This window comes from Actinotignum sp. usb-actsch-rep-73 (assembly GCF_059082735.1).
Window position 1 is genome coordinate 95872 of sequence record NZ_JBHNPV010000083.1, and the last position, 22596, is coordinate 118467.

At 58.3% G+C, this 22596-nt stretch carries 24 protein-coding genes and 3 tRNA genes; 22 read left to right on the forward strand and 5 right to left on the reverse strand.

The window, feature by feature from the left end:
• The first annotated feature begins 2 nt into the window (after window positions 1-2).
• Window positions 3-944: a diacylglycerol/lipid kinase family protein gene (locus tag AC5RE1_RS08030; protein ID WP_493938604.1), complete on the forward strand. Its 942-nt coding sequence runs from the start codon at window positions 3-5 to the stop codon at window positions 942-944.
• 130 nt (window positions 945-1074) lie between these two features.
• Window positions 1075-1854 (forward strand): lysophospholipid acyltransferase family protein, encoded by a 780-nt coding sequence (locus AC5RE1_RS08035; protein ID WP_285068046.1) that lies wholly within the window; start codon window positions 1075-1077, stop codon window positions 1852-1854.
• Window positions 1855-1919: 65 nt separating this feature from the next.
• Here AC5RE1_RS08035 and AC5RE1_RS08040 read toward each other — a convergent pair whose 3' ends face one another.
• Window positions 1920-2564, reverse strand: coding sequence for an AMIN-like domain-containing (lipo)protein (locus tag AC5RE1_RS08040; protein ID WP_285068047.1), 645 nt, complete (start codon window positions 2562-2564; stop codon window positions 1920-1922).
• 50 nt (window positions 2565-2614) lie between these two features.
• Here AC5RE1_RS08040 and AC5RE1_RS08045 point away from each other — a divergent pair, with 50 nt between their 5' ends.
• From AC5RE1_RS08045 to AC5RE1_RS08070, 6 genes are all read left to right on the forward strand, one after another.
• The gene (locus AC5RE1_RS08045) at window positions 2615-3646 is read left to right on the forward strand and encodes an NAD(P)H-dependent glycerol-3-phosphate dehydrogenase (protein ID WP_285068048.1); all 1032 of its coding nucleotides are present in this window, start codon (window positions 2615-2617) and stop codon (window positions 3644-3646) included.
• 139 nt (window positions 3647-3785) lie between these two features.
• A complete protein-coding gene (locus AC5RE1_RS08050; protein ID WP_006681317.1) occupies window positions 3786-4922 on the forward strand; it encodes a D-alanine--D-alanine ligase family protein in 1137 nt (378 codons plus the stop codon).
• 216 nt (window positions 4923-5138) lie between these two features.
• A complete protein-coding gene (locus AC5RE1_RS08055) occupies window positions 5139-6056 on the forward strand; it encodes an ATP-grasp domain-containing protein (RefSeq protein WP_040318568.1) in 918 nt (305 codons plus the stop codon).
• A 363-nt stretch (window positions 6057-6419) separates the two neighbouring features.
• Window positions 6420-6492: transfer RNA gene (locus AC5RE1_RS08060), tRNA-His, on the forward strand.
• 146 nt (window positions 6493-6638) lie between these two features.
• The gene (locus tag AC5RE1_RS08065; protein WP_006681315.1) at window positions 6639-6848 is read left to right on the forward strand and encodes a hypothetical protein; all 210 of its coding nucleotides are present in this window, start codon (window positions 6639-6641) and stop codon (window positions 6846-6848) included.
• Window positions 6849-7109: 261 nt separating this feature from the next.
• Window positions 7110-8168, forward strand: a complete 1059-nt coding sequence (locus AC5RE1_RS08070) for an NAD(P)-dependent alcohol dehydrogenase (RefSeq protein ID WP_493938608.1) — start codon at window positions 7110-7112, stop codon at window positions 8166-8168.
• 73 nt (window positions 8169-8241) lie between these two features.
• Here the strand turns inward: AC5RE1_RS08070 and AC5RE1_RS08075 are convergent.
• Window positions 8242-8315, reverse strand: a tRNA-Pro gene (locus AC5RE1_RS08075).
• A 130-nt stretch (window positions 8316-8445) separates the two neighbouring features.
• On the opposite strand from AC5RE1_RS08075, the gene AC5RE1_RS08080 reads away from it, so the two are divergent.
• The 3 genes from AC5RE1_RS08080 (at window position 8446) to AC5RE1_RS08090 (ending at window position 9572) form a co-directional block, all read left to right on the forward strand.
• A tRNA-Gly gene (locus tag AC5RE1_RS08080) sits at window positions 8446-8516 on the forward strand.
• 682 nt (window positions 8517-9198) lie between these two features.
• Complete coding sequence (locus tag AC5RE1_RS08085; RefSeq protein ID WP_285068049.1) at window positions 9199-9363, forward strand: hypothetical protein; 165 nt, start codon at window positions 9199-9201, stop codon at window positions 9361-9363.
• Window positions 9360-9572, forward strand: coding sequence for an XRE family transcriptional regulator (locus tag AC5RE1_RS08090; RefSeq protein ID WP_285084357.1), 213 nt, complete (start codon window positions 9360-9362; stop codon window positions 9570-9572). The genes AC5RE1_RS08085 and AC5RE1_RS08090 overlap by 4 nt, the downstream gene beginning before the upstream one ends.
• A gap of 362 nt (window positions 9573-9934) precedes the next feature.
• Here AC5RE1_RS08090 and AC5RE1_RS08095 read toward each other — a convergent pair whose 3' ends face one another.
• The 3 genes from AC5RE1_RS08095 to AC5RE1_RS08105 are packed head-to-tail and all read right to left on the reverse strand — an operon-like array spanning window position 9935 to window position 10898.
• Window positions 9935-10378, reverse strand: coding sequence for a hypothetical protein (locus AC5RE1_RS08095; RefSeq protein WP_285084358.1), 444 nt, complete (start codon window positions 10376-10378; stop codon window positions 9935-9937).
• Between the two features lie 9 nt (window positions 10379-10387).
• The gene (locus AC5RE1_RS08100) at window positions 10388-10642 is read right to left on the reverse strand and encodes an ADP-ribosyltransferase (protein ID WP_219585871.1); all 255 of its coding nucleotides are present in this window, start codon (window positions 10640-10642) and stop codon (window positions 10388-10390) included.
• A gap of 7 nt (window positions 10643-10649) precedes the next feature.
• Window positions 10650-10898, reverse strand: a complete 249-nt coding sequence (locus tag AC5RE1_RS08105; RefSeq protein WP_219585233.1) for a DUF7675 family protein — start codon at window positions 10896-10898, stop codon at window positions 10650-10652.
• A 581-nt stretch (window positions 10899-11479) separates the two neighbouring features.
• Between AC5RE1_RS08105 and AC5RE1_RS08110 the strand changes: the two genes are divergently transcribed.
• The 11 genes from AC5RE1_RS08110 (at window position 11480) to AC5RE1_RS08160 (ending at window position 22552) form a co-directional block, all read left to right on the forward strand.
• Window positions 11480-11848 carry an antitoxin HicB gene (locus tag AC5RE1_RS08110; RefSeq protein ID WP_219585232.1) on the forward strand — a complete coding sequence of 123 codons (369 nt, stop codon included), beginning with the start codon at window positions 11480-11482 and terminating at the stop codon, window positions 11846-11848.
• Between the two features lie 294 nt (window positions 11849-12142).
• Window positions 12143-13780 (forward strand): MFS transporter, encoded by a 1638-nt coding sequence (locus AC5RE1_RS08115; RefSeq protein WP_285084359.1) that lies wholly within the window; start codon window positions 12143-12145, stop codon window positions 13778-13780.
• Window positions 13781-14155: 375 nt separating this feature from the next.
• Window positions 14156-15469, forward strand: a complete 1314-nt coding sequence (tig, locus tag AC5RE1_RS08120; protein WP_006681306.1) for a trigger factor — start codon at window positions 14156-14158, stop codon at window positions 15467-15469.
• Window positions 15470-15691: 222 nt separating this feature from the next.
• Window positions 15692-16297: an ATP-dependent Clp protease proteolytic subunit gene (locus AC5RE1_RS08125; RefSeq protein WP_040318567.1), complete on the forward strand. Its 606-nt coding sequence runs from the start codon at window positions 15692-15694 to the stop codon at window positions 16295-16297.
• The gene (locus AC5RE1_RS08130) at window positions 16297-16938 is read left to right on the forward strand and encodes an ATP-dependent Clp protease proteolytic subunit (RefSeq protein WP_006681304.1); all 642 of its coding nucleotides are present in this window, start codon (window positions 16297-16299) and stop codon (window positions 16936-16938) included. The genes AC5RE1_RS08125 and AC5RE1_RS08130 overlap by 1 nt, the downstream gene beginning before the upstream one ends.
• A gap of 205 nt (window positions 16939-17143) precedes the next feature.
• Window positions 17144-18400, forward strand: coding sequence for an ATP-dependent Clp protease ATP-binding subunit ClpX (gene clpX / locus AC5RE1_RS08135; protein ID WP_006681303.1), 1257 nt, complete (start codon window positions 17144-17146; stop codon window positions 18398-18400).
• A gap of 17 nt (window positions 18401-18417) precedes the next feature.
• Window positions 18418-18807, forward strand: a complete 390-nt coding sequence (locus tag AC5RE1_RS08140) for a chorismate mutase (protein ID WP_006681302.1) — start codon at window positions 18418-18420, stop codon at window positions 18805-18807.
• A gap of 305 nt (window positions 18808-19112) precedes the next feature.
• Window positions 19113-19589 carry a hypothetical protein gene (locus AC5RE1_RS08145; protein WP_219585230.1) on the forward strand — a complete coding sequence of 159 codons (477 nt, stop codon included), beginning with the start codon at window positions 19113-19115 and terminating at the stop codon, window positions 19587-19589.
• On the forward strand, window positions 19586-20659 hold the full coding sequence (locus AC5RE1_RS08150) for a peptidoglycan-binding protein (RefSeq protein ID WP_181002091.1): 1074 nt from the start codon (window positions 19586-19588) through the stop codon (window positions 20657-20659). Before AC5RE1_RS08145 ends, AC5RE1_RS08150 begins: the two co-directional genes overlap by 4 nt.
• Entirely contained in the window at window positions 20656-21354 is a 699-nt protein-coding gene (locus tag AC5RE1_RS08155; RefSeq protein WP_493938615.1) for an ABC transporter ATP-binding protein, read from the forward strand. The genes AC5RE1_RS08150 and AC5RE1_RS08155 overlap by 4 nt, the downstream gene beginning before the upstream one ends.
• Window positions 21344-22552: an ABC transporter permease gene (locus AC5RE1_RS08160; protein WP_285084361.1), complete on the forward strand. Its 1209-nt coding sequence runs from the start codon at window positions 21344-21346 to the stop codon at window positions 22550-22552. Before AC5RE1_RS08155 ends, AC5RE1_RS08160 begins: the two co-directional genes overlap by 11 nt.
• Window positions 22553-22596 lie beyond the last annotated feature (44 nt).

A 22596-nucleotide genomic window follows, 5' to 3' on the forward strand; every position in this document is an offset into this window, starting at 1 on the left:
CAATGACTGCGCACACTACGGCGGAGAGGCGATCAATCCATCTGCTGATTTCTTCTATGTCAGCCGGTGGTCGTTCAGTGAACGTCGGCCCCGAAGTTGTCCGCATTTTACGTGGCGGTGGTTGGGCAGTCCGAGTCAGCGTCACCAGAGCGTCAGATGACCCTTGTCAGATTGCGTCTGCAACAACCGAGGATGTGATTGGCGCCCTGGGTGGTGACGGTTTCATTTCGGCGATCGCACGAGGCGCCCACGAAGCTGGCGCGTTGTTCGCGCCGATTCCTGGCGGACGAGGCAATGATCTGTGTCGAGCTCTTGGGATCAGCCCCGATGCGTCAGCTCGCGCGAAACAGTTGGCAGAACTGGGTTTTGTGAACGAAGAAAGCGACGAGCTATTTGCTTCGCGAATTCGCCCGATGGACGGAATGTGGGTGACCACCCCAGACGGAACTGTTCATTCCCTGGTTTTGGGCCTGGTCTCTTTGGGCTTGGATGCGAAGGCGAATCTATTGGCGAACGAGTCAATGTTTACGTCTGGTCCTATCGCATACGGCTATGGAGCGTTCGCTGCTCTCGCAACCCATCGTCCTTCCACCATTACGCTGAAGATTGATGGGCAAGAACGCGAGCTTACTGGGTGGATCACGTCCGTTTCTAACTCTGGACGATTGGGTGGTGGCGTTCGCCTTGTTCCTCAGTCCGATATGACCGACGGGATCATGGAACTGTGCCACGTTGAAGACATCCCGTTGTTGAAGGCTCTTCCGATCTTGGCGAAGGTTGTGGGTGGCCGCTCGCAGGGGCATGAGGTCATCCATGTGGAGCCGGCCTCGTCGATTGAAATTACCCAGCCCGTTGGCATGGTTGCCATGGCGGACGGCGATAAGGTGGCCGAGATTCCCTTCACCGTGACTTCGGCGCCGCACATCGTCGACGTTCTGGTCTGAGGAACGTAGTCGGCGTAAGGCGTGACGGATCGCTCCTGCACCCATTCGCCGACCTTAGACGCAAAGGCGCAGGTGGACAGCACCCTGACATTCCGCGGCGAGTGCCTGTTCTCACGTTAGACTTCGATCCATGAGCACGAAGATCACTGGCGTCTACCGCTTCGCCCAGAACGTCCTGCGTCCGATCATGACACCGTGGGTGAAGATTGATGCGCAGGGTACCGAAAACATCCCGGAAAACGGCCCGTATTTGCTGATTGTGAACCATTTGTCAGCCGTTGATCCGCTGAGCCTCTGCTGGTTCTATATGAAGCGCAAGACGAAGATTCGTTTTCTGGCGAAGAAGTCGATGTTCTCTGTGCCGGTGATGGGCACAATTTTTGCGGGCATGGGGCTGATCCCCGTTGACCGCGAAGTGAATCCCGCTCAGTCTTTGGAAGCTGCCACCGAGGCTCTGAAAGACGGCGATATTGTCGCTATCTGGCCGGAAGGCACATTCACTCAAGACCCCGATCAATGGCCGATGTCGTTCAAGACGGGTGCTGCGCGCCTGGCGTTGGACACCGGTGTGTCGGTGGTTCCGATTGCCCAATGGGGTGCTCAATTCGTCAAGGGCCCATACTCGTCGAAGATTGATTTCCGCCCTGGGCGCACGATTCGCTACCAGATCATGCCTCCTGTTGACCTGTCGGATCTGATGAGTGACCAAGGGGCAGATAATCACGAGGCAGTGAAAGAAGCGACTTCGCGCATGCACACTGCGCTGACCAAGGGAGTGGCACAACTGCGCGGCCTTGAACCTCCGACTCGTATGTGGCAGGCGAAGACGAAGGCCGGCCCGTGGTGGGAAAAAGAAGGTAAGAAGCTCGAAGAGAAGAAGGCGAAGAAGGCGAAGAAGGCAGGCAAATAGGCTGGGGGAGACAAGCGCTCCCGAGGCTCTCGCTCTGCTTGCTATTTCTGGATTAGCTCTGCTTGCTATTTCTGGATGTCGATTACTGCTCGAAGCGGATGTGTCAGGAAGCCGAGCTGGAAATTCCTCGCGTGATCCATACCGATCACGATGTGGGTCGAATCTTCAAAGGTTCCGTCTTCGCGTACGTCCAAGGGACCAACCTGCAGGTTTCGTGGCCCCTGATAATACTGCTCGAGTTGTCCGTCCATGATCGGCATTGATGTTCCGGTCAGGACGAAATCAAGATAGGCGACGCCTTCCACGTCCAATTCCTGTCCGCGTCCCTGTTCGATCGGCTTGTCGGCCCACGATTGGTGGTAGCCCAGGGTGGCCTCGCCGGTGAACTCAACGACAATGCGATAGAAAGTGTCGTGTTCGCCAACACGCATATCGTGGAAGATCGCGGGGGTTTTACCAGGTTGAGACGGGGCGTCTTCCAACTCGTTGACCCAAGCGTCGCCGTTAATTGGCTGCGTGCCCTGTTCTTGTTTGTCAGGGCCAGATTCTGGGGTGGCATCACCCGACTGGCCTGACTGGCCAGATTGTGAGGGCATCGGTTGTGGTGTCGATCCATCACTCATAGTGTCGTCGACTTGAGGTGCGCACGCGCCCAAGATCACACCGCAGGATGCCAGTAGGGCAACGCCAATCACACGCTTACGAGACATCATTGAATCTTCACCGCCATAATTGTCGAGGTGCTAGTAGGGTCTCACATATGAGTAAGGAACGTGTGTTTACGCGCGCGGCGGTTTTAGGTGCCGGCGCTTGGGGTACTACTTTTGCGCAGATTCTTGCGGATGCTGGGCTCAATGTAACAATGTGGGGTCGTAAAGCTACCACGGTTGACTTCATCAACTCGGGTGAGAACGCGACCTATCTTCCCGGTATTGAACTGTCGGATCAGATCAGTGCGTCGACGTCTATCGAAGAGGTTGTGACCGGCGCTCAACTGATCGTTATCGCTGTGCCGGTTGCCGGTGTGCGTTCGACTCTGGAGGCTGCGCGCCCATGCTTGAGTGATGATGTTGTGATCGTGTCTCTTGCGAAGGGCTTGGAGCTTGCAAGTCATCTGCGCGTCGACGAGATTATCGAACAAGCCTCGGGACTAGGCCAAGATCGTATTGCTATCATTTCCGGGCCGAACCTGTCGCGCGAAATCGCCGAGCATCAGCCGACGGCCACAGTCGTTGCCTCAACGAACCAGCAGTTGGCTATCGATATTGCGAAGGCGTGTCACACCTCGTACTTTAGGCCGTATGTCTCGACGGACGTTATTGGCTGTGAGATCGCGGGCGCGACGAAGAATGTCATTGCCGTGGCTATTGGCGCTGCAGAGGGGATGGGGCTGGGGCTCAATACCCGCGCGACTCTCATTACACGAGGTCTTGCTGAGATGACTCGCCTGGGTCAAGCGCTTGGGGGAGACCCCGCTACCTTTGCTGGACTCGCCGGTATTGGTGATCTGATGGCAACCTGTTCGTCGCGCCTGTCACGTAACTTCTCCTTGGGTCATCGTATGGGTACGGGCTTGAGTTTGGACAAGGCCCTCGCGTTGTCACCTGGCGTTGTTGAAGGTGTGCGTTCTGCCGAGCCGATCCTTGCCGTCGCTGATTCGCTGGGCATCGATATGCCGATCAGCGCAGCCGTTCTAGCCGTTGTCAGCGGTGACGCCACGATCGAACAGATGGGGCAGATGCTCCTTGCGCGCCCGCAGAAGATGGATGGCTGGGAGATCTCGTTACTCTGAGGTTCCTATTCGCGCCCTTGTTCGGGTGGCGTTCACGTGTAGCGTGAAAATATGCCGAGCGCGGCTTCGGCAATGCGAGTAAACGGGCACACCGCCACCGCGTAGTCGAACGGGCGCGCGGTGGCGATACTCTTAACGCATGACTGAAACTGAAAAGCGTCGCGTCCTCATCGTTTTTGGTGGACGCTCAGGTGAACACGAGGTTTCGTGTGCGACAGCGGCCGGAATTCTGCGCGCAATTGATCGCGAGAAGTGGGATGTTCTGCCCGTCGGTATTACTCACGATGGGGAATGGGTGCGCGTAGCCGATGACCCTTCGGCGTTGGAATTCAAAGACGGACACGGCCAGAGCGTGACGGCCGGCGCCTCGCGCGTTGTTCTTGCTCCCGGTTCTGGGTCGTTGCTTGACGTCACCTACGAAGGCGATCCCTCGGCTTTAGATTCTCATGTCTCCGGCGTTGAAGACCTTGGACATGTTGACGTTGTCCTGCCTCTGTTGCACGGACCCTACGGCGAAGACGGCACCATCCAGGGCCTCTTCGAGATGGCGAACGTCCGCTACGTCGGATGCGGCGTCACCTCCAGCGCAATCTCTATGGACAAGCACCTGACGAAGACCGTGCTTGCCGCAGCCGGAATCGACGTGGGGCAGTGGGAACTCATCACCGCTCTTCAATGGGCAGAAGACCCCAAGGCATGCACCGACCGCGTGAGCGCACTTGGATACCCTGTGTTCGTGAAGCCCTGTCGCGCAGGCTCCTCCATCGGTATCACCAAAGTCGATTCCGCGGGCGAGCTTGCAGTCGCCATGAAGGAAGCGCAAAACGCTGACCCGCGCGTCATCGTCGAAGCCGGAATCGTTGGACGCGAAATCGAATGCGGCGTCCTCGGATCCGCCACGGGACACCCGCGCACCGCGCCCCTCGGCGAAATCGAGGTCCCCGAAGGCGAGTTCTACGACTACGAACTCAAATACGTCGACACCGAAGCCATCGGCCTCGTGTGCCCGGCAAACGTGGCGCCCGAATTCGAAAAGAAGATCCGCGACACGGCTGCCCGCGCGTTCGACGCTTTGGAATGCGAAGGTCTGGCACGTGTCGACTTCTTCCACAATGAAGAAACCGGATCCGTCATCATCAACGAAGTGAATACCATGCCCGGATTCACGCCGATCTCCATGTTCCCGCAAATGTGGGCAAAGGGAGGACTCGACTACACCAGCTTGATTGACACACTTCTTGAAGAAGCGCTCGATCGGGAACTCGGATTGCGATAAGTGTCGAACCGATAATGACAACGGGAAGGGGCGTACCCAGATTTGAGTACGCCCCTCCTTGATCTTAGGCGCGAGTGTGCCCCGCCCCTGTAGTGGTGAGACGGTTTCTAAGTGGAGGCGGCCTCGTTGCTGAGCGAACAAACGACCACTGTGGCGTGCGCTGGCTCTCAGGACTTAACTCCCACAAGCATGCGCCGATTCGGTATCTTTGGAACTATGACGACCAAGCCCAAAGTCACGCTGGTGACCTCATCTGCAATGCCGAACCTCTACCACGGTGAGGAAGGGTTGCTGGATGCTCTCGCGGAACGCGGATGCGACCCCCACATTAAAGTCTGGAACGACCCGGACGTGGACTGGAACGAAGCCGGAATGGTTATCGTTCGTTCGGTCAGCGACTACCCGTTGCAACGCGACACCTTCCTCGAATGGACCAAGAAGGTTCCGCGAATCCTGAACCACCCCGACATTCTCGAGTGGAACACGCATAAGACCTACCTGCGCTCGCTGGCGAAGCGCGGTCTGCCCACCATTCCCACCACTTGGCTGGAACCTGAGCAGAATCTGTCGAAGCACCAGATCCACACACGATTCCCGGCCTCTGGTGAGTTCATTGTCAAGCCCGCCGTTTCGTCCGGCGTGCGTGATATCGGCCGATACACCACTCTTTCCACCCCGCAGCGTCAAGCCGCCATCGCGCAGGTCCAGCAGTTGTTGGGCGAGGGACGTGCGGTCATGGTTCAGCGCTACCTTGAAGAAATCGACACCAACGGTGAGATTTCGCTGGTGTTCTTCAATGGTCTGGTCTCGCACGCTGTTGTGAAGCGTGCGCAGCTGCACCCCGCATCCGTCACCGACCCGAGCATGCACGAAGCAGTCGTTACCGCTCAGGCAGCCGACTCTGTCGCATGGCAGTGGGGCGAAGAAATCCGCCGTAACCTGCACGCATACGTGAAGGAACGCATTGGACGCGACGAACAGTTCCTGTTCAACCGCGTGGACCTGGTGCCGGACGGTAAGGGCTCGTTCCTGGTCATGGAAGTGTCTTTGGTTGACGCTGACCTGTACCTGGGGGCGACGCCGGAAGCGCTCGGAAACTTTGCTGACGCAATCTCGGTGCGTGCGCACTGGTGAGCATCTCGCTTGAGTGAGGACGCCGCGAAGGCCTGAACTAGCCCCCGGCAGTTGGTGAACTAGCCCCCGGAAGTTGGACTGGTTTAATTCTAGGTGGTTAGGGTCTCAAGGGTCTGATTCCGATATTGCATCGGTGCCTGGCTGAGTCTTTTCTGTTCCCACGTGCACTTGGTGCGACGAATGTGGGTTTAAAAGCTCGGTTTTGTCGCGTTGGGTGCGGTTGGTGACGTGGCGCCTTGCTTGGTGTGGCTTTGCGCTTGTTGGGGGCGACGTGGCGAATGACACGCGCTAGTACCCAGTACGATTTTCATTTGAGGTGACTTATTTGCTAGAGTTTTCTCCGTTGCGCTAAGCGCTTCAATGGTGGCTGTAGTTCAGTTGGTAGAGCACCTGGTTGTGGTCCAGGACGTCGCGGGTTCGAGTCCCGTCAGCCACCCAGATGAATCCCGGAACCTTGCGGTTCCGGGATTTTGTTTTCGTAAGGAGTTTCCTACGCTGACGGGGGCATAAGGGGAATAAGGGGTGCTCCGCGAATGCCTGAGGACTACAGTGGTATTTTTCCTACGAGGAACTGGAGGGGAAATGATGACCGTTGAGGTCGCTCGTGATCGTGGCTGGTGGATCGCTCATTTAACGTACGCTGGGCAGACCTACCACACGCAGGGTCACACGCTCCGCGAATTGCGAGAAATGATTGATGATCTTTTCTCGTTTGTGTGTGAAGACGAAGGCAAACCTGGTTCAGCCACCGCGACCTTCAGATTACGGTTGGTGCCGCTTCGTCGCTGGTAAGGCGACGAGCTACGAGGATCCCCAGAGCGCTCAGCGGAAATGCTTCGTGATATTCGCGCCAAATAGGCGTTGAGCCCTCATCAGGGGTGCGATCTCGTGCATCGTGGAATGATCCACTTATGGCAACTGAATCCACCCACGTCCACCGTGCTCGCGTCGCCAGCAACTTCATCACCGTTGTCGGCGTGTGCGAATTGCACCCAACGCGGATAATGAAACGACGCCGATAATCGGCGCCCCCCCACATTCTTTGGAGGCATCATGCCCGACGTTCTCGCCTACGCGTGCGACGACACCGCCAGCGTTTTCCACAAAACCACCATTCACCTGCGCGAACCCGGCCCCGGCGAAATCTATTTCGAGGTCAAGTACGCCGGCATCTGCCACTCCGACATTCACAGCGCCAGGGGCGAGTGGGGCCCGAAGAAGTACCCTCTGGTCCCCGGCCACGAGATCGCCGGCATCGTCGCCAAAGTCGGCGAAGGCGTCACGAAGTACAAGGTCGGCGACAAGGCCGGCGTCGGTTGCCTGACCAACTCGTGTGGCACGTGTGAAATGTGCACCTCGGGCTACGAACAGTTCTGTACAGGGGACGAGGCCGGCCTTCCAGGAGCGCTCTGGACCTACGGTTTGGATGCCGATGGAAATCCGACTGCCGGCGGTTACTCCCAGGGCTTCACGGTGTCGGAAAACTTTGCGTGCCGTATCCCGGATGAAATCCCGTTTGAGGCAGCGGCTCCGTTGCTGTGCGCGGGTATTACGACGTATTCGCCACTGAAGCGCTTCGGAGCTGGCCCCGGCAAGAAGGTCGCAATTGTGGGCATGGGCGGACTGGGGCACATGGCAGTCCAGATTGCGGCAGCCATGGGTGCCGAGGTCTCCGTGATCTCGCACGGTCGTTCGAAGGAAGAAGATGCGCGTCGGTTCGGCGCAACGCACTTCTACGCCACCAGTGAAGAGGGGACAGTCGCCTCGCTTGCTTCCAGCTTTGACCTGATTATCTGCACCGTCAGCGCCGCGAACCTTGATTACGCGGGGCTGATTGCAACACTGCGTCCGCTCGGTTCCTTCGTGAACATCGGCCTGCCCGAGACACCGCTGACCCTGCCGTGGCGTGCGGTCATTGGCGGTAACCGAATCGTTGCTGGTTCCAACATTGGTGGCATCCCCGAAACGCAGGAAATGTTGGACTTCTGCGGAGAGCATGGAATCGCCCCGCAGGTTCAGATCATCAGTGGCGAAGACATCACCGAGGCCTACAACAACGTTGTCGACTCCAAGGTGCGCTACCGCTACGTGATCGATACGGCAACGTTCTGAAATACGTTGCTTCATGAGCATTGAAGGGAAAGAGGCCGTGACCTTTATACGGGTCACGGCCTCTTTTTGACTGTCGGGGTGACAGGATTTGAACCTGCGACATCCTGCTCCCAAAGCAGGCGCGCTACCAAGCTGCGCCACACCCCGAAACACACGCAACGGCGTTTGAGGGCGCCGAAGCGAAATGCTACATGGAAGATCATAAGGCCTAGACGGTTAAATTTCGCAATCGAAGTGAAAACCCGCTACTATCGACCATGCGCGCTTTGATGCGTCTGCGGATGTAGCTCAATGGTAGAGCCTCTGCCTTCCAAGCAGATCACGCGGGTTCGATTCCCGTCATCCGCTCTGATAACCCCCGGTTTTCGTTGAGAATCGGGGGTTTTTGTTGCTATCACGCCGTTTGTGGTGGGGTGGTGCGGGTGAGAGTGAAAGCCGTTTAGATACCTGAAATTGGTATCATGCTGGTATCAAGCCCGTCTGATACCAAGAGCCGCTGAAATTGATACCAGGCGCAAACAATGAGCTGAAATGCCACATTTACCGCGTGGAATCGAGGAATACTGAGGAAAATACCGCGTCCGCTTCAGTTTTGAAGGCAAACGATATCTAATCGGCTCGTATTCCAATCTGAAAGACGCCCAAAACGCGATGGCGATTGCGAAGTCAGAGATGGTTTGTGGGGTGTATATCACACCTGCTGAGCGCCGTAAGCGTCAGAAGGAAGCTGAGGAAGCCGAATGTGCGGAAGCTGGGGGAGAGTTTTAAGTTCTAGTCATTTTCTTGCTTTGTATCCTCTTTCCACCTGTCAACACTTTACTAGTGTGGTATTATGGGGGTGTAGGAAGGAGGTGAAGGAAACGGATTTCGTAGGAATTACTGGGAATTCTCTTCGGGATCGCTGAAATCATCAAGGCAAGCGCCCAGGTGATCACAGCATCGAGGAGCAAGCGCAAATGAGACCGATGGTCCGGAGATGTCACTAGCAACTCCGGGCCGCCGGCCCCTACGAAAAATTCCACCACACAATATGAACAACATCAAGGACATCCTGATCTTGCTCGCCCTCGTATGCATCATTGTCTGGCTTGCCGTCGAAGGCTATACGGTCTACGCAGCAATCGCAGGCACGTTGCTTGTCGTCGCAGGGGTCATCTACCTGATTGCATTCATCATGGGAAGGAATAAGAAATGACAGACCAGACACCCGTCTATCTGTCTCGCTCTGACCTTGCCCGCCGTATCGGCGTACAAGTAGGCACTCTAGGGCGCTACGCGCTTCCAGAGCCCGACGTGTACATCGGACTCGAAGGCAGGCGCACAATGGGCTGGAAAGCAGAAACAATCGACGAGTGGAACGCTCGTCGCCCAGGACGCGGCAACTGGTCAAAGACAACCAATTGATGGCAGATACGCAAAAACCGCCCTCACTTTCCCGTGCGGATTGTGAGGGGCACTGACGACAGGCCGCGGGAAGTGGTGAATTCATCAATCCATCGGGAATAGCTCGGTCTGCTGGTCTGCCAAGTGTGTCCTCTCCGTACAAGGCCCGTCGGCCATGATGAACCCACTGAACCCCAGTGGTCAGGGAAACTTGGGTACAGAAAACCCCCGGCACCAAAACGGTGACAGGGGTCAGTAACAGCGTGTGAGCTTTTATCCGGTCAGGCTTCTTCTAGCCTCGGCATAAAGAAACCCCGGAGCCTCAGTAGCTTCGGGGTCCTCTCCGTGTGTTGAAGGTATTGGTGCTGTTAGCGCTTGAGCTTCTACAGCTTGTTCAGCCGTTCTTCGTAGATCGCGTTGCACTCACCGAGGGTGCCTGTGCGGATCTCGGTGTGCTCCCAGATCTCCAGGATGTGGTCGCGCGCCTCGGTCATGGAGAGCCTGCGAATCCCGAGTTCGTCCATGTAGTGCTGGAGCTCATCATCGGCCGTGCTGAGGCTGATCCAGTCCGGGTCGATGTAGGTGACAGGGTCTCCGTACCAGGCGAGCATGGCGACGACCTTACCATCGCGGATCAGGTCGACCCATGAGACTGGCGTCTCGTCGACGAGGAAGAGCATACATGGGTAGCGACCCTCCGGGAGGGACGATTCGCCGGCGGGACTTATCGCAGCAGCAGAATGCCACTCGCCGTCGATCCAGCCGGATTCTTCGACGAGCCTGTTCAGCTCCTCATTCGAGAGTGGCTTCTTCTTCTGCGGTTCCATGGCGTTGTTCTACTCTTTTTCCTCGAGAATCGTAGCAAAGACGTGAATCTGGCCTGCCATTTCATCGTTTTGCACGTGATCGATTCTGTATTTCAGGCCGCGGTGGAGAATGATTTCGCGCTCAGATGCACCGTATTGACCAATCCGCATCGGATTGACCGCCCGAGTTCCTTGGGGAACGCTGAAATGAATCTGCACCGGCTTGTGGTCGTAAACGGCTTTCTGCCCGACTGATGTCGATGTGTATTGGTGCTGCGTCTGAATAGAGCCCTCAAGCTTCTTCTAGCCTCGGCAGGAAGAACTTATACCAGTATGGTTGTTCTTCCCGCAGGATCTGAATCTGCTCTGGAGTGAACTTTTGCGGGTAGTCCGTCCACAGGTTCAACACTGTCTTCTTATCGAACGTGACATACAGGGAACCTATCTCAAAAGACCCATCTTCACAGACGCGCCCTACAGTCCACACATGAGGATCAGCAACTTCAGGATCGTCGATGACAAACTCATCATTTAACAGCACCTAGCGACCCCTTTCGTTGCGCTGTTTCCACAGTGTTAAGGTAGCCCACCAGTTCAGCGTCTCCGTCACTGAGTGCAAGTGTGGTGATTTCCGCGATTGTCGAGTCAGCCTCGTACCTAAAACCTCGGAAACTATGTGACATTTTACAGGCGAAACGCTCTCGCAGTTCTGCTTTTGTGAGCTCATGCCAGCCGTTTTGATCTGGATAGGGGCTTTGTAGCTCCAAATATTCGTATCTGCTTCCTGTATTTCTGATTAGAGCAGCATGTCTACCAGTTACGAGGATGTACTTTTTGCCGGTTTCCACATGATCAAGTAGCTTCCCAACAGCCTTGAGATCATTGAATTGCCGTTCTGAATAGGATTCGACTCCAGTACTCGTCAGGATTTTACGGATCCTGATGCCATAAACTGACCACACTCCTCAAAGAGGCAGGCTTTACTTCACGCCAAGGCAAAGGCGATCACGAAATATGGTCAAACGGGTCTTTCAGCGTTTCCATCACCCAAACCCGCGAAATCTCCCCGGGCCTGACCCGCAAAGCGTTCAAAACGATCGAAGCAAGCAAAAGGAACACAAAATGAACACGATAACCATCACCGCCCGCCACTGGAGCGGTGGCTGGGAACTGTGGAACGGGGACGACATCTGGACACAAGTGCGCACTCTTCCCAAAGCCCGCCAGCAAGTAATCGACTACCTCGACACGATGGAAGAAAACGTCGATCACTCCACCTGGAACATCACTATCGTCCCTGAGATAGAGCAATCCGCCCAAGTAAAACAATCCATCGAAGCATCTAAAACAGCTGAAGAATCCGCCAAAGTAGCCTCCGTAGCGTCCCGAAAAGCAATACGAGCGCTGAAAGACGCCAACTATTCTCTGGCAGATATTAGCTACATTATGGGCTTGTCTCGCTCTCGCGTCTGCCAACTCGCCAACTCCTAACATCCGCCCCTCGCAAGTCCGTATCCGGCCTGCTACCTGTCAACAGGGCGGGCAGGTAACCCCAACGCGACTACCTGCCCGCCGTTGTCTTGGTGGTATTAGAACGGTGGGGTGGCGCGGGTAAGGTTTCGCTTCTTTGGTCAGATAAAGTTTGCCCTCAGCGCTGTGAGATTGCCCCTCTTCGGTGCTTTGCCCCTTTTATGTGCGCTTCGCTCAGCAAAGTATCTGACAGAGTGTCATAATAATTGTGTATATGGCATTCGTTCGTTGATCCACGTCAAAGGTCGTTGAAGTATGAGCGCAGTAAACCAGAATTCTGAAGTAGCACCCACGCGCCGTGACTGGATGGCTCTAGCAGTTCTCTCCATCGGTCTGGGGCTCATTGTCCTTGACGGCACAATCGTCGGAGTTGCTCTCCCTGTCATTATTGGGGACTTGCAGCTGAATATCACCGACGCGCAATGGGTAAACAGTCTCTATGCAGTCCTGCTCGCAGCGCTTCTGCTTTCGACGGGCAACTTGGCTGATAGGTGGGGACGTAAAAAGGTATTCCTGATCGGTATCGTCGTGTTCGTAGCGGGGAGTCTTGTAGCTGCCCAATCCGAAACTGCGGGGGTTCTGATCTCGTCGCGCGCGATCCAAGCATTGGGGGCGGCTTTCATCATGCCCTCGACGCTTTCAACGGTAAACGCGGTATTCCGCGGTCGATATAGGGCGGCGGCATTCGGTGTCTGGGGTGCCGTTATTTCCGGCGCTGCCGCAGTTGGGCCACTTGCGGGTGGAGCGCTGACTCAGTGGGCCTCGTGGCCGTGGATCTTCCTGGTCAACCTTCCGATTGGCGCGCTGGTATTCGTCGCCGCGCTGTTTACCGTGCCGAATACTCGGGGGAAGAGTGGGCGTCCCGGCATCGATGTTGATGGAGCCATGCTCAGTGCGATTGGCTTCGGAGCTCTTGTCTTCGCCGTTATCGAGGGCCCTGACCTTGGGTGGTGGACTCCGAAGGGTGAATTCAGCATCTTTGGGTGGGATTGGCCGACAACTGCTGCGCTTTCTCCCGTCCCCGTTGCCTTGGGAGTCGCAGTGATTGCGCTGGCTCTCTTCGTGATGTGGGAACGCCATCGTGAGAAGGTTCAGCGCACAGCTCTTCTTCGCCTGGACCTCTTTCTTCTACCGACCTTTGCGTGGGGGAACGTGACTGCCGGAATGGTTGCAGTGGGAGAATTTGCGATCATTTTTGTTCTTCCCCTGTATCTCATCAACGCACTTGGCTTGGACATCATGGGCGCGGGGCTCGTCCTTGCGGCGATGGCAGTTGGTGCGTTCTTGTCGGGTGCGTCTGCGCGACATCTTGCGGCGAGGTTCGGCGCTCCGGCGACAGTATTGATCGGACTGGCTCTGGAAGTGGTAGGCATTCTGGTTCTCGCACTTCTTGTGAGCCCGACGACCCCGGGATGGGGGATTGGCCTGCCTCTGACCGTCTATGGTCTTGGACTCGGTCTTGCATCAGCGCAGTTGACGGGCACGGTACTTCGGGATATTCCTGTTCAATTCTCCGGTCAAGGATCGGCGACACAGAGTACGGTCAGGCAGATTGGTTCGGCTTTGGGAACTGCTGTTGCGGGGGCCATGCTCTCCGTTTCGCTCTCGATGGCTCTTCCTCAAGCGCTTGAAGACGCCGGACTGACAGGGGAGGCATTCGATTCCATTGCCGAGGCAACGCGCTCGTCCGCCGGCGTCATGATCGCGCAACTGCGAGCTCAAGGCGATCACAGCGCCCTTGGTGATCAAACTGCTCTCACCGTGGAAGCACTGACGAGGGGCTTTAGTGACGCCACAAGCTGGGCACTCCTAGCCGCGAGCCTCTTCCTTGTCCTCGGCCTCGTCGGTGTACTACGCCTACGCCGTGCGTCCATGATCTCTTCTGGCGATTAAGTAGGGCGAGGCAGGCGGATTGAGTGGATCTCCTTCTGGGAGATAGCGCGCCCAGCGGATACTCCTCGCGATAATTTCTGTATGCCTGAGATGAAGACCCCAGATCTTTCACTGGCGAAAGCTGCATTGTTGGGGTTATGTATGTGAGAGCCTAGGGATCCTCGAGTTTGCGCACGTGATGAATGACTGGTCTGTGGATCACTCCTTGGAAACTTCGAAGGTGGAGTCGCCCTCGATTAGTGGAGTTGCGCGCATTTAAGCCATAAACCTGGTCTCGATAGGGACATTGACGCGGGTCTGTCGTAAACTAGGCGAGTTGTCATGCGCCCGAATTGGGTGCTCCCGCAAATTTGAAACGTTTTGGAGTGCACGCACGTGAAGAGCACCGTTGAGACTCTCGAACCCACCAAGGTTCGCCTGACCGTTGAGGTTCCCTACGAGGAACTGTCCGATGAGATGAACAAGGCCTACAAGGATATCTCCCAGCAGGTCTCCATCCCCGGTTTCCGTAAGGGCCACGTGCCACCTCGCATCATCGACCAGCGTTTCGGTCGCGCAGCCGTCATCGAACAGGTCGTCAACGAGGTCCTGCCGGGTCACTACTCGGATGCAGTCGCAGAGCATTCGCTCCGCCCGATGCAACAGCCACAGGTCGAGGTTACCGAGATCCCGAACACCACCGGCGAACAGGGGGGACAGCTGATCTTCACCGCTGAGGTCCCGGTTGTGCCGGACTTCGAGCTCCCCGAATTCGACGAGAAGACCGTTGTCACCGTCGACACCACCGAGGTCACCGACGAAGACGTCCAGAAGGAACTCGACGAGCTCCGCTCTCGCTTCGCAACTCTGAAGACCATCAACCGCAAGGCCAAGACCGGCGATTACGCAACCATCGACATGGTTGCCACCATCAACGGTGAAGAGGTCGACTCGGTCGCAGACGTGTCCTACGAAATCGGCTCGGGCAACATGCTCAATGGTCAGGACAAGGCTCTGCGTGGCACCAAGGCAGGCGACGAGGTTTCCTTCACGTCCACCCTCAAGGGCGGCGACCACGAAGGTGAAGAAGCAGACATCACCATCACCGTGAAGTCCATGAAGGCGCGCGAACTGCCGAAGGCGGACGACGACTTCGCTCAGATGGTTTCTGAATTCGACACCATCGACGAGCTCATGGAAGACCTGCGCACGCAGGCCGGCCAGTCAAAGACCTCGCAGCAGGCGCTACAGGCCCGCGACAACCTGATCACCGACCTCCTCGAACAGGTTGAGATTCTTCTTCCTGAAGAGGTCATCGAGCACGAGGTTTCGCGCCGCGTCTCCGAAGATGCCAAGCCGAAAGAAAAGAAGGAAGCGCGCGCGGCCGTCGAGCGCGAACTGCGTTCTGAACTCCTCTCCGAGGCAATCGCGAAGAAGTTCGATGTTCAGGTTTCCCAGCAGGAACTCATCGACTACGCGATCCAGATGTCGCAGAACCTCGGCATCGACATCAACCAGCTGTTCTCCTCCTCGCAGCAGATGGCAGCAGTTGTCGCAGACCTCGGACGTTCCAAGGCTATGATCGAGGCTCTGCGTCAGGTCACCGTCAAGGACACTGAAGGCACGGTCGTTGACCTCTCTGAGTTCTTCGGCGACGTTGCAAAGGAAGAAGCAGAAGCTGAAGAGGCAGAAGAAACCACTGAAGCCTGATTCAAGCATGCGCTAGCAACACGCGAGTGAATGTGGCCGGTACTTTCGGGTACCGGCCACATTGCATGTGGGAGGCCTCATACTGCTATGAGCACTGCGCCTACAGCGAACAGAGGGGGATTGGCTGAGCCTTGTCCGCGTGAAACCGATAAGTTATACCCAGTGGGATCTGAAAGCGGATCTATTCGACCAAGGAGAATCCTCGTGAGCGACCAGGCTGTAATGGCAGGCGGCGGCGTGCAATCGCCGATGGGTCTGTCCGACTCCGTGTACCAGCGACTTCTTGCAGAACGCATCATTTGGCTGAACGGCGAGGTCCGTGATGAAAACGCCAACGCGATCTGCGCCCAGATGCTTCTGCTTGCCGCCGAAGATCCGGACCGCGACATCTACCTGTACATCAACAGCCCGGGTGGGTCGGTGACCGCAGGCATGGCAATTTACGACACTATGCAGTACGTCAAGCCTGATGTCGTCACTGTCGCAATGGGCTTGGCTGCTTCGATGGGTCAGTTCCTGCTGACCGCAGGCGCGCCGGGCAAGCGCTTCATCACCCCGCATACTCGCGTCCTGCTCCACCAGCCTCTTGGTGGTGCCGGTGGTAGCGCCACTGAGATTCGTATTAACGCGGACCTGATTCTGAAGATGAAGAAGGAACTCGCCGAGATCACCGCTGAGCGTACCGGCAAGTCCGTTGAGCAGATCGAACTGGACGCGGACCGTGACAATTGGTTCTCGGCGTACGAGGCCCTGGAATACGGCTTCGTTGACAAGGTCATCGTGAACCCGCAGGAAATTAGCACGCTCGGCCAGGATGGAGAAAACTGATGAGCACCACCCCGTACTTTGAAGGTATCGCCCGTCAGATGCCACAGGCTCGCTATGTTCTGCCGAATTTCGAAGAGCGCACCGCTTACGGTTTTAAGCGCCAGGACCCCTACGCCAAGCTGTTCGAGGATCGCATTGTGTTCCTCGGCGTGCAGGTTGATGACGCGTCTGCTGATGACGTGATGGCGCAGCTTCTGGTTCTGGAAAGCCAGGATCCAGATTCGCTGATCACCATGTACATCAACAGCCCCGGTGGTTCCTTCACCGCGCTGACCGCAATCTACGACACGATGCAGTACATTAAGCCGCAGATCCAGACCGTGTGCCTTGGTCAGGCCGCATCGGCTGCAGCCGTTCTGCTGGCGGCCGGTTCACCGGGCAAGCGCCTGGCACTGCCGAATGCTCGTGTTCTGATCCACCAGCCGGCCATGGAAGGCATGCAGGGGCAGGCATCCGATATCCAGATCGTTGCTGACGAGATCGACCGTATGCGCGCGTGGCTGGAAGATACGCTCGCGCATCACTCGGGCACCCCGGTTGAGCAGGTTCGTCGCGACATCGAACGCGACAAGATCCTGACCGCTCCCCAGGCGAAAGAATACGGCCTGATCGACCAGGTTCTTCAGTCCCGCAAGGGATAAAACGCTGGCGCTCACTAGCGTGAAGGTGGCTACGCTGTGGGGAGAAAATGGCGCGCCGAATGGCGGACTTACCTGTCCTCACATAGGCTGAAGACACGCTGAACGGAAGCGTTTGCACGCCAATCCTAGGTGGCAACCAACATATCTACGTGTGATGTCCCGGTGGCGCGCGGTAGTGATGAATTTTGATCGATGGAGGGCTAACGTGGCTCGACTGACCGACGGAGCTGAACTGCTCAAGTGCTCGTTCTGTGGAAAGAGTCAGAAGCAGGTGCGCAAGCTCATCGGCGGTTCCGGTGTCTACATCTGCGACGAGTGCATAGACCTCTGCAACGAAATCATCGCTGAGGAATTGGGCAAGGCTCCCGAAGAAACCTCGGAACTGCCCCTGCCGAAGCCAATTGAAATCAACGACTTCCTGAATTCGTGGGTGATCGGCCAGGATCGTGCGAAGCGTGCGCTGTCTGTCGCGGTCTACAACCACTACAAGCGTGTGAAGTCGCGTGACGCTGGGCATGCTGAAGATATGCAGGGGACCAAGTCGAACATTCTGTTGCTTGGCCCCACGGGTACGGGCAAGACTCACTTGGCGCGTTCGCTGGCGCGTATGCTTGACGTTCCTTTCGCGATCGTTGACGCGACTGCGCTGACGGAAGCCGGCTACGTTGGTGAGGACGTCGAGAATATTCTTCTTCGTCTGATCCAGACCGCGGATGGTGACATTAAAAAGGCTGAACGGGGCATCATCTACGTCGACGAAATCGACAAGATTGGCCGTAAAGGAGAGAACGCCTCGATCACACGCGATGTTTCCGGCGAAGGTGTCCAGCAGGCTCTGCTGAAGATTATTGAAGGCACGGTTGCTTCGGTGCCGCCGCAGGGTGGACGCAAGCACCCGAACCAGCAGTTCCTTGAGATTGACACGTCGGGCATCCTGTTCATCGCAGCGGGGGCTTTCGCAGGTATTGAAGAGATCGTGAAGGCTCGTTTGGGTCAGCGTTCCACCGGTTTTGGCTCAGACCTGAAGTCTGCTGCTGAAATGGGTGACCTGTACAAAGAGATCACCCCGGAAGATCTGCACAAGTTCGGCATGATTCCAGAATTCATTGGTCGTCTGCCGATCCTGACGTCCACGCAGGAACTGACCGAAGAAGACCTCGTCCGCGTCCTGACCGAGCCGACGAACTCCCTAGTTCGCCAGTACCAGCATCTTTTCGAGCTTGACGGCATTGATCTGGAGTTCACGCACGAGGCGTTGCTCGAGGTCGCGGCCTTGGCGAACGAGCGTAAGACCGGTGCCCGTGGCCTGTCGTCGATCATGGAGAACACACTGTCTGACCTGATGTTTGAGCTGCCCAGCCGTGACGACGTGGGGCGTGTTGTGATTACGCGCGAGTACGTTCTTGGTGAAGGTGAGCCTGAGCTCTACGCCGAGCGCGCTCATCAGATTCGCACCGCCTGAACCGGATGGGAAAACCAGTGGCAGAAGAAACGCAGATCAGCGCCCACACGTCCGGAGAGGCCCTGATCGGAACAGGCATCCCTGCCGAGCTGGCTGACGCGCGTGGAACCATCGACAACATCGATGCTGCGCTCGTCCATATTCTTGCTGAGCGTTTCCGCTGTACCCAGCGAGTCGGACACATCAAAGCTCTCCATGATCTTCCGCCGGCTGACCCGGCACGTGAAGCACGACAGGTTGCGCGTCTGCGATCGCTCGCCGAAGAATCCGGCCTCGACCCCGACTTTGCTGAAAAGTTCCTTGCCTTCATGGTGAAGGAAGTTATTCGCCACCACGAAGACATCAAGGCCGAGTACGACGAGGGGAGCGCCCACTCAATACCGAAGCATGGCATTGTTGGGAGATGATGGGCACCCGGTAGGTTGCCTTGAGTGAGGCCAAGCGCGTAGAGATCCTGTCCATCCTCGAGCAAAACACAGCTCACTCCGAGGGGGCGAAGACTGACCGTATAAGCACCCGACGAGGAAGAGAATCTGTTGAGAGACGGTGGATGTGCGAGCGTCCCCCGTCTCGTTTTGCCCTCTCAGGATTGTCTGATGAAATTCTGCGCAGGCTCCCCGATAGTTTTCAGGCAGCTTTCAGGGTTGTGGACTGTAATCTATTCAGGCAGTGAGAACCATTGCCGATAAGCAGTCCTCAAGGAGTTTTTTTGATGAAGAATCGCACGCAGATGCGCGCTCTTGCCGTCGTCGCCGTCACCCTGGCTACGGTCCTCAGCGCATGCGGATCGACCGGCTCGTCCACCTCGTCCGCGTCCAGCACCAAGAGCCAGAGCGGAACGGCCACCAGCGCGGCCAGCAACGACCCGAATCTGCTGTTTGCTCAGTGCATGCGTGACAAGGGCTTCGACGTGCCTGACACGGGCCTGACGCCCGATCAGCTCAACGATCACTCCACCGCCTTCGACTCTGCCCTCAACGAGTGCATGATGAAGGTCTCCGGCTTGACCGGCGAGGACAACATTGCGAACGACCCCGCAGCGCGCGAGTCAATGGTCAAGGCAGCGCAGTGCCTGCGTGAGGCCGGATATGACGTCAAGGACCCGCAGGCGGGCGAAGGCATCAGCGTCAAGGACATCCCCGAGGATGTGCTCAACAAGTGCTTCCAGCAGTCAGGGGCCGCCAAGTGAAGCGTTCGCAAACCCTGCGCCCCGCGGCACTCGCGATCCTGGCGATCGGCGCGCTGACCCTGTCCGCCTGCTCGGGCACCAACACAGACGCCCAAGCCCCCCAGTCCTTTGACGGTGCGACGGAGACCATTACGAAGGGAGACCTGGCGGGGGAGACCACCGTCCAGGGAAACCTCCACTACGCCGACTCCTACACCCTCAAGAGCGCCTTCGAAGGCGTTGTCACCTCCCTGCCCACGCCCGGCACGACCCTCACCCAGGGATCGCACGTGTACACGGTCGGTGGCGACAACACGTATCTGCTCCACGGCTCTACCCCCGCCTGGCGCACGTTTGAGGCAGGCATGGACAACGGCGAGGATGTCACCCAGCTGGAGACCGCGCTGTCCGAGCTCGGCTATTTCGAGGCTACCCCCGATGCCCACTTCGACTGGAACACGACCGTGGCGATCCAGAGGTGGCAAAAGGCCCTCAACTTGCCCCAGACCGGCTCGCTGCCGCTGGGCACCGTCCTCTTTGCACCTGAGGACCTGCGTATTGGTGCCCTGAAGGCCCGTGTCGGCGACAACGCGACGATGGAGACGGAACTGTTCACGGCCTCTTCCTCGCGTCAAGTCATCTCCGCGAACCTGAAGCTCTCCGACCAGGCTCTCGGCGTCGTCGGAAACTCAGTGACCGTGCGCCTGCCCGGCTCCACCACCACGACGACCGGGACGATTACCTCGGTCGAACCCCCGCGCGAAAAAGCCAGCGAGGAGGGATCCGAGGAGACGACCAAGGAACGAATTATTCCGATCACCGTCACCCCCGATGACACCTCCGCCCTCGAAGGGCTCCAGGAGGCCTCGGTCTCCCTGGGCCTGACCTCCGAGACTCGCACGGACGTGCTGTCTGTGCCCCTCAGCGCGCTCGTGGCCCTGAGTGCCGACCAGTTCGGCGTCGAGGTCGTGGATGAGTCGGGCAAGATTCGTCGGGTCCCTGTCACCGTCGGCCTGTTCGCGGGAGACCGCGTCGAAGTGAGCGGCGACGAGATCGCCGAAGGCCAGCGCGTGGTGGTGCCCAACCGATGAGCCACATCCTGCAACTGACCGACGTGCACCGGTCCTTCGGCAGCCCGCCCGTGCATGCCTGTAACGGAGTATCCCTGGCCGTCGACGAGGGAGAGTTCGTCGCCATCGTCGGGCCGTCCGGCTCCGGAAAATCCACTCTGCTCAACCTCATCGGAACGCTCGACCGCCCCACCTCGGGCAGCGTGTGCATTAACGGCACAGACGTGTCCTCCCTGCGCGACACGGAGCTGTCGGGAGTGCGATCGTCGCTGATCGGTTTCGTGTTCCAGCAGTTCCACCTGACGGCCGGCGTCTGCGCCCTTGACAACGTCGCAGACGGACTGCTCTATCGGGGCGTGCCCCGTGCCAAGCGTCGCGAGGCCGCGCGTGAGGCTCTGACCCGCGTGGGCCTCGGACACCGCATGGACCACAAGCCCCACCAGATGTCGGGCGGTGAACGCCAGCGCGTCGCGATCGCTCGTGCCATCATCGGGCACCCGGCCCTGCTGCTGGCCGACGAGCCCACTGGCAACCTCGACTCGCGCTCGGGCGCGTCCATCGTCGCCCTCCTGCGCGAGCTCAACGAGGCCGGCACCACCATCATCGTGATCACCCACGACAACGACCTGGCGGCCTCGCTGCCCAGGCAGATCGCCATCCGCGATGGCGAGATCGTCTCCGACTCCGCACACCCAGGAGGTGACCATGGAGAGTGAGAAGAATTCAGGAACCGGTCGCTCCGCCCTGCGCTTCTCGGACGTCGCGCGCCTGGGCCTGACGGGCCTACGCGCTCGCCCTATGCGCGCCGTCCTTTCGGCCCTGGGCATCGCGATCGGCATCGCGGCCATGGTCGGCGTCGTCGGCGTCTCCGCATCCTCGCAGGCCCGCCTGCAAGAGCAGCTGCGGGCGCTGGGTACCAACATGCTGACGGCGCGCAGCGGCGCTGACCTGTCGGGGACGGACCTCATCCTGCCCGAGGACGCCGTGGGCCGCACTCTCATGATCCCGGGCGTCACCGACGCGGCTTCGACGTCGACGCTGAGTGGCGTCTCCGTGTACCGCTCGCGCCTGTCCGACCCGAACGCGACCGGCGGCATCATCACGATGGCGGCTGACACGAACCTCCTGAATGTCGTATCCGGGACCATGAAGAAGGGCACGTGGCTCAACGATGCCACCGCGAAGTATCCGGGCGTCGTCCTGGGCTCGAAAGCCGCGCAGCTGCTCGGCGTCGTCGAGCCAGGCACCCAGGTGTGGCTGGGTGGCATGTCGTTCACCGTCTTGGGCATTATGGATCCAGCACCCCTGGCCGAGGAACTTGATAACGCCGCCCTCATCGGCGTTGCCGCCGCGGACACGTACTTCGGCGCGGGCAAGACCCCCACGACGATCTATGAGCGCTCCTCCGAGGACCAGGTGGAGAACGTCCGCGAGCTCCTCGGACCCACGCTCGCCCCGCAGGGCGCCACCGGCCTCAAGGTCTCACGCCCTTCCGACGCACTGGCCGCCCAAAACGCGGCCGACCAGACGCTCACGACCCTGCTCGCCGGCGTCGGTTCGATCGCCCTGCTCGTCGGTGGCATCGGCGTGGCCAACACGATGATCATTTCCGTCCTGGAACGTCGTAAGGAGATTGGCCTGCGCCGCTCGCTCGGCGCCAAGCGGGGACACGTCACCGTGCAGTTCCTGGCCGAAGCCCTGCTGCTGTCCTTCCTCGGAGGACTCGCCGGATGCCTCATCGGCGCCGGTGTCACCTGGGGCATGTGTTACGCGTACGGATGGCCGCCAACCCTGCACTGGTGGGTGATCGCCGCAGGCCTCGGCTCCACTCTCCTCATCGGCGCCGTCGCCGGGCTCTACCCCGCGATCCGAGCAGCCCGCACGCCACCCACAGCGGCGCTCGCCTCGCAGTAGGTTGCCCACATAAGAAAGCCGTGGCCGGCTCGCCAACCCCGACA

Excerpts from the sequence above, each read along its gene's own strand:
- AC5RE1_RS08030 (WP_493938604.1), top strand. The coding sequence starts at position 3 with ATGACTGCGCACACTACGGCGGAGAGGCGATCAATCCATCTGCTGATT.
- AC5RE1_RS08035 (WP_285068046.1), top strand. The coding sequence starts at position 1,075 with ATGAGCACGAAGATCACTGGCGTCTACCGCTTCGCCCAGAACGTCCTG.
- AC5RE1_RS08040 (WP_285068047.1), bottom strand. The coding sequence starts at position 2,564 with ATGTCTCGTAAGCGTGTGATTGGCGTTGCCCTACTGGCATCCTGCGGT.
- AC5RE1_RS08045 (WP_285068048.1), top strand. The coding sequence starts at position 2,615 with ATGAGTAAGGAACGTGTGTTTACGCGCGCGGCGGTTTTAGGTGCCGGC.
- AC5RE1_RS08050 (WP_006681317.1), top strand. The coding sequence starts at position 3,786 with ATGACTGAAACTGAAAAGCGTCGCGTCCTCATCGTTTTTGGTGGACGC.
- AC5RE1_RS08055 (WP_040318568.1), top strand. The coding sequence starts at position 5,139 with ATGACGACCAAGCCCAAAGTCACGCTGGTGACCTCATCTGCAATGCCG.
- AC5RE1_RS08065 (WP_006681315.1), top strand. The coding sequence starts at position 6,639 with ATGATGACCGTTGAGGTCGCTCGTGATCGTGGCTGGTGGATCGCTCAT.
- AC5RE1_RS08070 (WP_493938608.1), top strand. The coding sequence starts at position 7,110 with ATGCCCGACGTTCTCGCCTACGCGTGCGACGACACCGCCAGCGTTTTC.
- AC5RE1_RS08085 (WP_285068049.1), top strand. The coding sequence starts at position 9,199 with ATGAACAACATCAAGGACATCCTGATCTTGCTCGCCCTCGTATGCATC.
- AC5RE1_RS08090 (WP_285084357.1), top strand. The coding sequence starts at position 9,360 with ATGACAGACCAGACACCCGTCTATCTGTCTCGCTCTGACCTTGCCCGC.
- AC5RE1_RS08095 (WP_285084358.1), bottom strand. The coding sequence starts at position 10,378 with ATGGAACCGCAGAAGAAGAAGCCACTCTCGAATGAGGAGCTGAACAGG.
- AC5RE1_RS08110 (WP_219585232.1), top strand. The coding sequence starts at position 11,480 with ATGAACACGATAACCATCACCGCCCGCCACTGGAGCGGTGGCTGGGAA.
- AC5RE1_RS08115 (WP_285084359.1), top strand. The coding sequence starts at position 12,143 with ATGAGCGCAGTAAACCAGAATTCTGAAGTAGCACCCACGCGCCGTGAC.
- AC5RE1_RS08125 (WP_040318567.1), top strand. The coding sequence starts at position 15,692 with ATGGCAGGCGGCGGCGTGCAATCGCCGATGGGTCTGTCCGACTCCGTG.
- AC5RE1_RS08130 (WP_006681304.1), top strand. The coding sequence starts at position 16,297 with ATGAGCACCACCCCGTACTTTGAAGGTATCGCCCGTCAGATGCCACAG.
- AC5RE1_RS08145 (WP_219585230.1), top strand. The coding sequence starts at position 19,113 with ATGAAGAATCGCACGCAGATGCGCGCTCTTGCCGTCGTCGCCGTCACC.
- AC5RE1_RS08155 (WP_493938615.1), top strand. The coding sequence starts at position 20,656 with ATGAGCCACATCCTGCAACTGACCGACGTGCACCGGTCCTTCGGCAGC.
- AC5RE1_RS08160 (WP_285084361.1), top strand. The coding sequence starts at position 21,344 with ATGGAGAGTGAGAAGAATTCAGGAACCGGTCGCTCCGCCCTGCGCTTC.